The organism is Streptomyces pseudovenezuelae, assembly GCF_029892565.1.
Taxonomy (GTDB): domain Bacteria; phylum Actinomycetota; class Actinomycetes; order Streptomycetales; family Streptomycetaceae; genus Streptomyces; species Streptomyces pseudovenezuelae_A.
The window spans coordinates 505,952-518,804 of sequence record NZ_JARXVH010000001.1 but is presented as its reverse complement, the minus strand read 5'-3'; the positions used below and the strand labels follow the sequence as shown (position 1 = coordinate 518,804).

At 69.3% G+C, this 12,853-nt stretch carries 9 protein-coding genes; 3 read left to right on the top strand and 6 right to left on the bottom strand.

The annotated features are described in order from the left end of the window. Positions 1-34 precede the first annotated feature (34 nt). From M2283_RS02350 to M2283_RS02330, 5 genes are all read right to left on the bottom strand, one after another. Complete coding sequence (locus M2283_RS02350) at positions 35-1,441, bottom strand: OFA family MFS transporter (protein WP_280874226.1); 1,407 nt, start codon at positions 1,439-1,441, stop codon at positions 35-37. Between the two features lies 1 nt (position 1,442). Continuing rightward, positions 1,443-2,831: an OFA family MFS transporter gene (locus tag M2283_RS02345; protein ID WP_280874225.1), complete on the bottom strand. Its 1,389-nt coding sequence runs from the start codon at positions 2,829-2,831 to the stop codon at positions 1,443-1,445. 120 nt (positions 2,832-2,951) lie between these two features. Continuing rightward, on the bottom strand, positions 2,952-5,096 hold the full coding sequence (locus M2283_RS02340) for an acetate--CoA ligase family protein (protein ID WP_280874694.1): 2,145 nt from the start codon (positions 5,094-5,096) through the stop codon (positions 2,952-2,954). A gap of 4 nt (positions 5,097-5,100) precedes the next feature. After that, entirely contained in the window at positions 5,101-6,330 is a 1,230-nt protein-coding gene (gene frc, locus M2283_RS02335; RefSeq protein WP_280874224.1) for a formyl-CoA transferase, read from the bottom strand. 12 nt (positions 6,331-6,342) lie between these two features. Continuing rightward, positions 6,343-8,025, bottom strand: a complete 1,683-nt coding sequence (locus tag M2283_RS02330) for a thiamine pyrophosphate-binding protein (protein ID WP_280874223.1) — start codon at positions 8,023-8,025, stop codon at positions 6,343-6,345. 143 nt (positions 8,026-8,168) lie between these two features. Between M2283_RS02330 and sucC the strand changes: the two genes are divergently transcribed. From sucC to M2283_RS02315, 3 genes are all read left to right on the top strand, one after another. Then, complete coding sequence (gene sucC / locus M2283_RS02325) at positions 8,169-9,299, top strand: ADP-forming succinate--CoA ligase subunit beta (RefSeq protein ID WP_280874222.1); 1,131 nt, start codon at positions 8,169-8,171, stop codon at positions 9,297-9,299. Between the two features lie 11 nt (positions 9,300-9,310). Next, positions 9,311-10,210, top strand: a complete 900-nt coding sequence (gene sucD / locus M2283_RS02320; protein ID WP_280874221.1) for a succinate--CoA ligase subunit alpha — start codon at positions 9,311-9,313, stop codon at positions 10,208-10,210. Between the two features lie 123 nt (positions 10,211-10,333). Then, on the top strand, positions 10,334-11,902 hold the full coding sequence (locus tag M2283_RS02315) for an aldehyde dehydrogenase family protein (protein ID WP_280874220.1): 1,569 nt from the start codon (positions 10,334-10,336) through the stop codon (positions 11,900-11,902). A gap of 33 nt (positions 11,903-11,935) precedes the next feature. Here M2283_RS02315 and M2283_RS02310 read toward each other — a convergent pair whose 3' ends face one another. Continuing rightward, positions 11,936-12,829 (bottom strand): LLM class flavin-dependent oxidoreductase, encoded by an 894-nt coding sequence (locus M2283_RS02310; protein WP_280874219.1) that lies wholly within the window; start codon positions 12,827-12,829, stop codon positions 11,936-11,938. Positions 12,830-12,853 lie beyond the last annotated feature (24 nt).

Here is a 12,853-nt window from a genome sequence, read left to right as displayed (position 1 = left end):
ACCCGGGGAGGGCCTCCTCACGCGCGTGTGGCCGTCAGCCGGCCGGTTGCGGCTGGGGAGTCGGCGTCACCTCCCGGCTGCGACCCGGCTGCCGCAACAGCAGCGCTATCGCCGCCGCGGCCATCGAGACGCCGCCGGCCAGCGCGTACGCGCCGTCGTAGCCCCAGGACGCGACCACCATGGAGCCGAGGCCGCCGCCGAACAGACCGCTGACCAGCTTTCCGCTGTACACCAGCCCGTAGTTGGTGGCGTTGTAGTTCTCACCGAAGTAGTCCGGGGTCAGCGCCGCGAACATCGGGTAGAACGCGCCGCCGCCGAAGCCGGACAGGAAGGCGAAGAACAGGAACAGCCACTCGCTCTTCAACTCGCCCGCCAGGATCACGCCGAACTGCGCGAGCCCGAGCACCACGATGACGAACACCAGGGTCGGCTTGCGGCCCCACTTGTCGGACAGCCAGCCCACGACACCGCGCCCGATGCCGTTGATGACCGCCATGACGCCCATGGAGGACGCGGCCACGAGCGGTCCGAAGCCGACCTCCTTGGCGTAGTCGACCTGGAAGGAGATCCCGAAGATCGACACGCCGGCGGTCATCACGATGGCCACCCACATCAGGGGCAGCATGCCTGTCCTGATGGCCTCCTTGGGCGTGTACTGCTTGGCCGCCGGCGGGTTCTTCGCGAGGCTCTGCGCGTTCTTCTCGTTGCCGGCGAACGTCAGCGGGTCGATGTCCGCGGGCCACCAGTTCTTCGGCGGGTCCTTGAAGAAGAACGCGCACCCGAAGACCACGATCATGATGTAGCAGCCGATCAGGTCCAGGACGCGGTGGTAGTTCCCGGTGTCGAAGGCGTAGTTGAAGATGAAGATGAACGGCAGCGACCCGTAGGCGAAGCCGCCGTTGACGAAGCCGGTGCGGGCGCCCCGGCGTTCGGGGAACCACTTGCCGACCATGTTGATGCAGGTCGCGTAGACCAGGCCGGCGCCGATGCCGCCGATGACGCCGAAGCCGAGGATCGCCAGCAGGACGTTGCTCAGGTGTGACAGGGCGAAGAACCCGATCAGACACATCACGGAGCCGATGTACATGGCGCTGCGGGCCGTCAGGATGCCCTTCTCGCGCATCCAGCCCGCCGGGAAGGCGATGCCGGCCTGGAAGAACACCCAGACGCTGAGGATCCAGAAGGTGTTGCTCTGCGTCCAGCCGTGCGCGCTGGACAGGGTGTCCTCCGCGGAGCCGTACGCGTACTCGAAGACGCTGATCGCCATCATGGCGATCCAGGGCAGGTAGATCATGAACTTGCGGGAGTGGCCGAGGATGGCCCGGTCGGTCTCGCCTATGCGGTAGACGCGGCCTCGGGAGTCGGTCACTTCACGGTAGGGACGGTGTGCGGCATCGGGGTCTGCCGACGAGTTGCCGGCTGCGATGGGGTCCGCCGTCATGTCAGGCCATCTCCTCGCCGAGCGGTTGCGGGTTGGGGACGATGCGTTGGGCCTTGGGGCGGCCCGGGGACTTCAGGAAGAGCGCGAGCACGGCGGAGGCCAGCCCGACGGAGCCGGCGAGCACGAAGGCACCGTGGTAGTCCCACGCGCCGACGACGACCGCGCCCATGCCGGAGCCGACGAGTCCGGAGATCAGCTTCGAGCTGTAGACCATGCCGTAGTTGGAGGCGTTGTTGTTCTCACCGAAGTAGTCCGCCGTCATGGCCGCGAACAGCGGGAAGATCGCGCCGCCGCCGAAGCCGGAGACCATGGAGCAGAACAGGAAGAACGGCATGCTGCCCATCTGGCCGGACGCCAGGACGCCGAACTGGGCCGTACCGAGCACGAGGCACACGATGACCAGTGTGTTGCGGCGCCCGTAGCGGTCGGAGATCCAGCCGATGACACCACGCCCCGTGCCGTTGACGATCGCCTTGAGCGACATCGCCGTGGCCACTATCCCGCCCGCGAAGCCCATGTCCTTGCCGAAGGGGACCTGGAAGGCGATACCAAAGATGTTGATGCCAGCCGTGCACAGGAGGCAGAACCACATCATCCACAGCACGGGCTGACGAGCCGCCTCCTTGGGGGTGTACTGCTTGACGGCCGGCGGGTTCTTCTCCAGCGCCCGCCGGATCTTCGGGTCGTCGGTCAGCCGCAGCGGGTCGACGTTCGCCGGCCACCAGTTCTTCGGCGGGTCCTTGAACAGCCAGCCCGCCGACGCCACCACGAGGCACAGCCCGACACCCACACAGGCCAGCACGACCTCGTAGTTGCCCAGGTCCATGTACGAGGTGAACAGGAAGACGAAGGGCACGGATCCGTAGGCGAAGCCGCCGTTGACGAAGCCCGTCTTGCCGCCCTTGCGCTCCGGATACCACTTGCCGACCATGTTCACGCAGGTCGCGTAGACGAGGCCGGCGCCGATGCCGCTGCACATACCGAAGCCGAAGTAGGCGACGAGCACGTTCGGCGCGAACGCCAGTGCCAGATAGCCCAGCAGGGTCCCGACGGCGCCGATCATCATCGCCGTACGGGCCGGCAGCCTGCCGCTCTCGCGCAGCTGCCCGGCGGGGAAGGCCACGGCCGCCTGGAAGAAGATCCAGACGCCCATCAGCCAGAAGATGTGTCCGCTGCTCCACAGATGCGCCTCGTGGAGCGTGTCCTCCGCCGACGTGAACGCGTATTCGGCGGAGCTGATGCCCATCATGCCCACCCAGGGCAGGATGACCATCCACTTACGTGGTCGGCCCATGATGTCGACGTCCGACTCGCCGATCCGGTACACGCGGCCGTTTCGGTCCGTCACCTCCCTGTAGGGGACGGACGTCGAGTAGTCGGTGGTTTTCATCGCTCAGTACCCCTAGCGTCGAAAGCTCTGGCCAGCGCCCCCTGTCCAATGCCTTTCGTGCGCGCACGGGTCCCGGGGCCGGCCGACGCGCACCGTCGGCCGGCCCCTTGTCCGCTCACCTCATGAGCCGCCCCCCAACAGCCCCGCCGCACGCGCCCAGCGGTACTTCGCGCCGAGCACGGCCACCGGCTTCTCGGTCGTGTACGGGTACGCCACGACCCCACGCTCGTAGAGGTACTGACAGGCCTCCTCGACCTCGACATCGCCCGCGAGCGAGGCCACCACGGGCTTCTCGATGCCGCGCTCCCGGAACTCGGCCACCACGCGCGCGGTGAGCTCCGCGAAGACCATCGGGGGAGTGACGATCGTGTGCCAGTAGCCGAGGACGAGCGCGTGGATGCGCGGGTCCTCCAGACCGAGCCGGATCGTCGCCTCGTACGTCGAGGGCGGCTCGCCCCCGGTGATGTCCACCGGGTTGCCCGCGGCCCCGAAGGGCGGGATGAACTTCCGGAAGGCCTCGTCCAGGTCCGGGGGGATCTCCATCAGGGTCAGGCCGTTGTCGGTCACCGCGTCCGACAGCAGTACTCCGCTGCCGCCGGCCCCGGTGATGATCACGACGTTGTCGCCCTTGGGAGCGGGCAGCACCGGCAGCCCGCGCGCGTACTCCAGCATGTCGTTGAGACCCGGTGCCCGGATCACCCCGGCCTGCTTCAGGATGTCGTCGTACACAGCGTCGTCGCCCGCCAGAGCGCCGGTGTGCGAGCCCGCGGCCTTAGCGCCGGCCGCCGTACGGCCCGCCTTGAGCACCACGACCGGCTTCTTCGGCACGGTGGCCCGCGCGGCCTCCACGAAGGCCCGGCCGTCCTTGAGGTCCTCCAGGTGCATCGCTATGCAGTCGGTGTGCGGGTCCTCGCCGAACCAGGTCAGCAGGTCGTCCTCGTCCAGGTCCGACTTGTTGCCGAGGCCGACGATCGCTGACACGCCCGTCTTCGTGGTGCGCGCGAAGCCCAGGATGGCCATTCCGATGCCACCGGACTGCGAGGTCAGCGCGACACCGCCCTTGACGTCGTACGGCGTGCAGAACGTGGCGCACAGGTCCTGCCACGTCGAGTAGTAGCCGTAGATGTTCGGGCCAAGCAGCCGGATGCCGTACCGCTCGGCGATCGCCACGATCTCGTCCTGGAGCGCGACTTCACCGGTCTCCGCGAACCCTGAGGGGATGAGAACGGCGTTGGGGATGTTCTTGCGTCCCACCTCCTCCAGGGCCGAGGCCACGAACTTGGCGGGGATCGCGAAGACCGCCACATCCACCTCACCGGGAACGTCGGTGACACTCTTGTACGCCTTGCGGCCCAGAATGTCATCGGCCTTGGGGTTCACCGGATGGATCTCCCCGGCGAAGCCGCCGTCGACGAGGTTGCGCATCACCGAATTGCCGATCTTGCCCTGCTCGTTGGAGGCACCGATCACGGCGACCGAGGCGGGCTCCATCAGACGGCGCATCGAGATGAGGATCTCCGCGCGCGTGTACTTGCGCCGGGGCGGCGGCTGCTTCTCGGCGAGGATCACCCGGATGTCGGCGGCGACCGCGCCCTGGGGCGTGGCGATCACCGGGTTGAGGTCGACCTCCGCGATCTCCGGGAAGTCCGCGATCAGTTGGGACACCCGCCGGATCTGCTCGGCGATCGCCCACCGGTCCACACCCGCCTGGCCGCGCACCCCGCGCAGGATCTCCGCCGACCGGATCGAGTCCAGCATCGACAGGGCCTCGTCCGCGCTCACCGGCGCGAGCCGGAAGGTGACGTCCTTGAAGACCTCGACCAGCACCCCGCCGAGCCCGAACGCGACGATCTTCCCGAACGTCGGGTCCGTCACCGCGCCGACGATGACCTCCTGCCCCTGCGGCAGCAACTCCTGTACCTGCACGCCCTCGATGCGGGCGTTCGCGTCGTACGCACGCGCGTTCTCGATGATCCGGCAGAACGCGGCCCGCACGTCCGAGGCCCCTTCGACACCGACGACGACTCCGCCGGCGTCGGTCTTGTGCAGGATGTCCGGCGAGACGATCTTCATCACCACCGGCCCGCCGAAGCGTGCCGCGTACGCCACCGCCTCGTCGACGTCGGTCGCCAACTCCTCGCCCGGTACGGCGATCCCGTACGCGTCGGCGAGCACCTTGCCCTCGGGCGCGGTCAGCGCCGCCCGCCCCTCGGCGCGCACGGCGTCGAGGAGCGACCGCACCGTCAGCTCCCGGTCTTCGGCCATCACGTCAGATCACTCCGTTCGACTTGAGCAGGCGCAGTTCCCCGTCGCCGAGGCCTAGCTCGCCGATGTAGACCTCTTCGTTGTGCTCGCCGAGCAGCGGCGAACTGGTCACGTCCACGGGGGAGTCGGAGAGCTTCAGCGGGCTGCCCACGGTCACGAACTCGCCGCGCTCGGGGTGCGGCACGGTGACGACCATCTCGTTGGCGACCAGCGAGTCGTCCTCGATGATCTCCCTGGTGGACAGGATCGGCCCGCACGGGATGTTGTGGGCGTTGAGCCGCTCCAGGACCACCCACTTGGGCAGGGTGGAGGACCACTCCTCGATCAGCTGGAACATCTTGCCGAGCTTGGGCAGCCGGGCCTCCGGCGTCGCCCACTCGGGGTCGGCCGCCAGCTCGGGCCGGCCGATCAGCTCGCTCAGCGGCTGCCAGCCGACGGGCTGCACGATGACGTACACGTAGTCGTTCGGGCCGCCCGGCGCGCACCTGACCGCCCAGCCCGGCTGACCCCCGCCGGACGCGTTGCCCGAGCGGGGAACTTCGGTGCCGAAGTCCTCGTTCGGATATTCAGCGAGCGGCCCATGTGCCAGGCGTTGCTGATCCCGCAGCTTCACCCGGCACAGGTTGAGTACGGCGTGCTGCATGGCCACGTTGACCCGCTGCCCACGCCCGGTGTTCTCCCGCTGGAACAGCGCCGCGAGAATCCCCGCCACGGCGTGCACACCCGTCCCGGAGTCCCCGATCTGGGCCCCCGTCGCCAGCGGCGGCCCGTCCTCGAAACCGGTGGTCGACATCGACCCGCCCATGGCCTGCGCGACGACCTCGTACGCCTTGAAGTTGGTGTACGGGCCGTCCCCGAACCCCTTGATGGAGGCATAGACGATCCGCGGATTGATCTCCTGGATGCGGTCCCAGGTGAAGCCCATACGGTCGACCGCGCCCGGTCCGAAGTTCTCGACCATGACGTCGGAGCGCCGGATCAGCTCGGTGAGGATCTCCTTGCCGCGCTCGGTCTTGGTGTTGAGGGTGATGCTCCGCTTGTTGCAGTTGAGCATCGTGAAGTAGAGGGAGTCGACGTCCGGGAGGTCGCGCAGCTGCTTGCGCGTGATGTCACCGGTCGGCGCCTCCAGCTTGACCACGTCCGCACCGAGCCAGGCGAGCAGCTGGGTGGCGGAGGGCCCGGACTGGACGTGCGTCATGTCGAGGACACGGATGCCTTCGAGAGCCTTCGTCATGGCCGGCTCACCTCACTTGTACATCGTCTGGTTCATGGTTCCGGGGGCGTACGCGTCCGGGTCGACCCAGACGTTGATCAGCGAGGGCTTGCCCGACTCGCGGGCCCGCTGCAGGGCGGGGCCGATGTCGGCGGGGTCGCGGACCTCCTCGCCGTAACCGCCCAGCATCTGGGCGAACTTGTCGTAGTGGACGTCGCCGAGGGTGTTGCCGACCCGCTCGCGCTCCAGGCCGTACTTCTGGGCCTGGCCGTAGCGGATCTGGTTCATGGAGGAGTTGTTGCCGACGATGCCGACGAAGGGGAGGTCGTAGCGGACGAGGGTCTCGAAGTCCCAGCCGGTCAGGGAGAACGCGCCGTCGCCGAAGAGGGCGACGACCTCCTTGTCGGGCCGTGCCTGCTTGGCGGCGAGCACGAAGGGGATGCCGACGCCGAGGGTGCCGAGCGGGCCCGGGTCCATCCAGTGCCCGGGCGACTTGGGCTGCACGACCTGCCCGGAGAAGGTGACGATGTCGCCGCCGTCGCCGATGTAGATGGAGTCCTCGGTGAGGAAGTCGTTGATCTCGCTCACCAGGCGGTACGGGTGGATCGGTGAGGCGTCCGACTTCAGGCTGGGCAGCCGCTTCTCCAGGGCGGTCTGCTCGGCGGCGCGCAGCTCGTCGAGCCACTCCTTGCGCTTGGCGGCCCCGCCGTTGACGCGGCCCGAGGCGGCCTCGGTGACCGACTTCAGGACGAGTCCCGCGTCGCCGACGATGCCGAGGTCGATGTCGCGGTTCTTGCCGACGGTGCGGTAGTCGAGGTCGATCTGCACGACGGTCGCGTCCGGCGACAGCCGCTTGCCGTAGCCCATGCGGAAGTCGAAGGGCGTGCCGACGATGACGATGACGTCTGCGTTGGAGAAGGCGTACCGGCGCGACAGCTGGAAGTGGTGCGGGTCGCCGGGCGGGAGGGTGCCGCGGCCGGCGCCGTTCATGTACGCCGGGATGTTGAGGGTGCGTACGAGGTCGATGGCTTCCTCGGTGCCACGCGTCGTCCACACCTGGCTGCCGAGCAGGATGGCCGGCTTCTCGGCGTGGACCAGCAGGTCGGCGAGCTTCTCGATCGCCTCGGGGTCACCGGCCGAGCGGGTCGAGGCGCGGTAGGCGCCCGGCTTCGGCACGCGCGCCTTGCTCACCGGGACCTTGGCGTCGAGGACGTCGCGCGGGATCTCCAGGAAGGAGGGACCCGGTGCGCCGTGGTAGCACTCGCGGAACGCCATCGACACCATGTCGGCGGCGCGCGCGGTGTCCGGCACGGCCGCGGCGAACTTGGTGATCGGCGTCATCATGTCGACGTGCGGCAGGTCCTGCAGGGACCCCATCTTGTGCTGGGTGAGAGCCCCTTGGCCGCCGATCAGCAGCATGGGGGACTCCGCGCGGAAGGCGTTGGCGACACCGGTGACGGCGTCGGTCGTCCCCGGCCCCGCGGTGACGACCGCGCAGCCGGGCCTGCCGGTGATGCGGGCGTAGCCGTCGGCGGCGTGGGCGGCGACCTGCTCGTGGCGGACGTCGACGACCTCTATGCCCTCGTCGACGCAGCCGTCGTAGATGTCGATGATGTGGCCGCCGCACAAGGTGTAGATGCGGTCGACGCCCTCGGCCTTGAGTGCCTTGGCAACGAGATGACCACCGGAAATCACATCCTGGGTGTCGTCGGGCATGGCGAAGTCCTGTCCCTTCGTAGGGGGTTGGAACGCTCTCGCGGTACATTGCATACAGTCGACGAATACTGTATGAAGCTTGTTATCCCGCATCCAGTGAGTGGTGTCCAGGGGGCGTGCGGCACTTTTAAGAGGGAGCCGAGATGGACCTGTACGAACACCAGGCAAGGGAACTCTTCGAGGAACACGGCATCTTGGTGCCGAGGGCGGAGGTCACCGACTCGTCCAAGGAGGCCCGCGAGATCGCCCGCAGGCTGGGCGGACGGGTCGTGGTGAAGGCCCAGGTGAAGACCGGCGGACGCGGCAAGGCGGGCGGGGTCAAACTCGCCGCCGACCCGGCCGCCGCCGAACTCACGGCACGCCAGATCCTCGGCATGGACATCAAGGGCCACACGGTCGGCAAGGTGATGCTGGCCCATCCGGTCGACATCGAGAGCGAGTTCTACGTCTCCTACGTGCTCGACCGCGCGGCGGGCACGTTCCTCGCGATCGCCTCCGCAGAGGGCGGCATGGACATCGAGGAGGTCGCCGCGACCCGGCCCGAGGCCGTGGCCCGTATCCCCATCGACCCGGCGGAGGGCGTCACTTCGGCGAAGGCGGGCGAGATCGCCGACGCGGCCGGGCTGCCGCCGCAGACGGTCGACGTCCTCGTCCGGCTGTGGGACGTGCTCGTGCGCGAGGACGCCCTGCTCGTCGAGGTCAACCCGCTCGTGCGCACCGCACAGGGCCAGATCCTCGCCCTCGACGGCAAGGTCACCCTCGACGACAACGCCCGCTTCCGCCAGTCCCGTTGGGGCGCCGACGACGTGGAGCACGACGACGCGCTGGAGGCGACGGCCGCCGCCAAGGGACTCAACTACGTCAAGCTCGACGGCGAGGTCGGCATCATCGGCAACGGCGCCGGCCTCGTCATGTCCACCCTCGACGTGGTCGCCGGCTGCGGCGCCCGGCCCGCCAACTTCCTCGACATCGGCGGCGGAGCCTCCGCGAAGATCATGGCGGACGGACTGTCCGTCATCCTCTCCGACCCGGCCGTGAAGTCGGTCTTCGTCAACGTCTTCGGCGGCATCACCGCCTGCGACGCGGTCGCCGACGGCATCGTCCAGGCCCTGGACGCCGTGCAGTTGACCAAACCCCTGGTGGTCCGCCTCGACGGCAACAACGCGGCCCGCGGCCGGGCCATCCTCGACGACCGCGGCCACCCGCTGGTCCAGCAGGCCACCACCATGGACGGCGCCGCCCGCCGCGCCGCCGACCTCGCCAACGCACGCTGAGGAGCAGGGACATGGCGATCTACCTCACCAAGGAGAGCAAGGTCCTCGTCCAGGGCATGACCGGCGGCGAGGGCATGAAGCACACCCGGCGCATGCTCGCGGCCGGCACAGATGTCGTCGGCGGCGTCAACCCGCGCAAGGCCGGCCGCACCGTCGACTTCGACGACCGTGCCGTCCCCGTCTTCGGCTCGGTCCGCGAGGGCATCGAGGCCACCGGCGCCGACGTCACCGTCGTCTTCGTGCCGCCCGCCTTCGCCAAAGCGGCCGTCATGGAGGCGGCCGACGCCGGCATCGGCCTCGCCGTCGTCATCACCGAGGGCATCCCCGTCCACGACTCCGTCGCCTTCCACCGGTACGCCAAGGCGAGCGGCACGCGCGTCATCGGCCCCAACTGCCCCGGCCTGATCACCCCCGGCCAGTCCAACGCGGGCATCATCCCCGCCGACATCACTAAGCCGGGCCGTATAGGCCTGGTGTCCAAGTCCGGCACGCTCACCTACCAACTCATGTACGAACTCCGGGACATCGGCTTCTCGACCTGCGTCGGCATCGGCGGCGACCCCGTCGTCGGCACCACGCACATCGACTGCCTGGCCGCGTTCCAGGAGGACCCCGACACCGAACTCATCGTCCTCATCGGCGAGATCGGCGGCGACGCGGAGGAACGGGCGGCCGCGTACGTCCGCGAGCACGTCACCAAACCCGTCGTCGGCTACATCGCCGGCTTCACCGCCCCCGAGGGCAAGACCATGGGCCACGCGGGCGCCATCGTGTCCGGCTCCTCCGGCACGGCGTCGGCGAAGAAGGAGGCGTTGGAGGCCGCGGGGGTCAAGGTCGGAAGTACCCCGACGGAAACCGCGCGGCTGGTACTGGACCACCTGGAAGCAGCACGTGACGTCACTCATAGTTGACGCGACGTGACTGTCGCGCTCCTTGGAGCGCAACTAGCTTCATCTGTACGGCAGTTCCTGCCGCACGCAAGACAGTTCCTGCCTCACCCCGCCCCGACTGTGCACCGAGAGCGGAGCAGAAGCATGGCAACAACCCTCACCCCCGTCCCCATCCATCCCCACCTGACCCTCAAGGCGGGCACCTCCTGGAGTGACGCTTGGCGGCGCTGCCTCACCGTCGCCCCGGAGGCCTTCCAGGACGACCGCGTCCTCAACCTCTGGGGTTCCGCCTGGCGGGCCGACGGCCGGGCCCTGTCCGCCACCAGCCCCGTCGACGGCAGCCCCATCGCCGGCCCGCCCCGCCTGGACCGGGACACCGCCCACCAGGCCGTACGCGCCTCCCTCGACCAGCACCGCGCCTGGCGGCACATCCCCCTCGACGAACGCCGAGCCAGGGTCGCCGCCACCCTCGACGCCCTCACCGAACACCGCGAACTTCTCGCCCTGCTGCTGGTGTGGGAGATCGGCAAGCCCTGGCGACTGGCCCAGGCCGACGTCGACCGCGCCATCGACGGCGTGCGCTGGTACGTCGACGGCATCGAGCCGATGCTCGACGGACGGGCCCCGCTGGACGGCCCGGTGTCCAACATCGCGAGCTGGAACTACCCGATGAGCGTGCTCGTTCACGCAATGCTGGTACAGGCACTGGCAGGCAACGCGGTGATCGCCAAGACCCCGACCGACGGCGGCGTCGCCTGTCTCACCCTGGCCTCGGCGCTGGCCGCCCGCGAGGGGATTCCCGCCACCCTCGTCAGCGGCAGCGGAGGCGAGCTGTCCCAGGCGCTCGTGCGGGCGCCCGAGATCGGCTGCGTCTCCTTCGTCGGTGGCCGCGACACCGGCGCCGCGGTGGCCACGGCCGTCGCCGACCTCGGCAAGCGACATGTCCTCGAACAGGAGGGACTCAACACCTGGGGAATCTGGAACTACTCGGACTGGGACGCGCTCACAGCCGTCGTTCCCAAGCTCTTCGACTACGGCAAACAGCGCTGCACGGCGTACCCGCGCTTCGTCGTCCAACGGCAGCTGTTCGACGAGTTCCTGGCGGCGTACCTCCCGGCGGTCCGCACGCTCAGGGTCGGCCACCCGCTCGCCGTCGAGAAGCCCGACGACCCGTACCCGGAGCTGGACTTCGGGCCGGTGATCAACGCGGCCAAGGCCAAGGAACTGCGCGACCAGGTCGCCGAGGCCATCGACCGCGGCGCCGTCCCGCTGCACCGCGGCCGCGAGGCCGACGCCCGCCTCCTGCCCGGCCAGGACACCTCGGCGTACGTCCACCCCGTCACGCTCCTCAACCCGCCGCCGTCCTCGCCGTTGCACCACGCGGAACCCTTCGGCCCGGTCGACACCATCGTCCTGGTCGACACCGAGGCGGAGCTGCTGGCCGCGATGAACGCCTCCAACGGCGCGCTGGTGGCCACGCTGTCCACGGACGACCGGGCCACCTTCGACCGACTGGCGCCGCAGATCCGGGCGTTCAAGGTCGGCCACGGCAAGCCCCGCTCCCGCGGCGACCGGGACGAACTGTTCGGCGGCTTCGGCGCGTCCTGGAGCGGGGCGTTCGTCGGCGGCGAACTCCTCGTGCGCGCCGTGACGCAGGGCCCCGACGACGAGCGGTTGCCCGGGAACTTCCCGGACTACCACCTCATGGCCTGACCGACGGCCGGGTGGCTCCCCGTCCCCGGGGCGTCACCCGGCGATCACCTCGTCGGCCAACCACCGTGCCACGCCCGGCGGATAGGGGCGGGGCAGACTGAGTACGACGTGGTTCACGCCGGCGGCGACGAGCGCACGCACCGTGGCGCGCGTCGCCGCCGGGTCGTCGTAGGACACCAGGACCTGCACGGACCGGGTGATCTCGGCGGGGTCGCGGCCGAGTTCGGCGCAGTGGGCGTCCAGGACGCGGGCGCGCTCGGCGACGAACTCCACGGTGTTGTGCGGCGGACCGGGCACGTTCCACATGTCGGCGTGCTCGGCGACCAGCCGCAGCAGGCGGGTGCCCCAGCCGCCGATCAGCAGTGGGGGACCGGGGCGCTGCACGGGCTTGGGCTCGTTCCGGGTGCCCTTGAGCCGGTAGTGGCGGCCCGCGTAGTCGAACACGTCCTTCGTCCACATCAGCTTCAGGATCTCGACCGTCTCGGCGAGGCGGGCGATGCCCTCGCCCGGCGGCACCAGCGTCAGCCCGTACGCGTCGTACTCCTCGATCGCCGGATTCGCGCCGGGAACCCCGCCCGCGCCCGGCGGCTGATGGGTGCCCCCGGCCCCGAGGCCCATGATCAGCCGCCCGCCCGAGATCACGTCCACGGTGGACGCCATCTTGCCCAGCACGGCCGGGGGACGGATCCGGTTGCTCGTCACCAGCAACCCGAGCCGCAGCCGTCGAGTCTGCGCGGCGAGCGCGCTCAGCAGGGTCCAGCCCTCGTGTATCCGTCCGTCCTTCGGTCCGGCGACCGGCAGCAGGTGGTCCCAGAGCCAGGCGTCCTCGATCTCCGGCACCGCGTCGGCCTCCAGCCAGACGCGGCGGATGTCCTCGTAGGACACGTGCATGGGGGTGGTCTTGATGCCGTAGCGCACTCTCGTCATGTTCGTCAGCGTACTAAATCATCA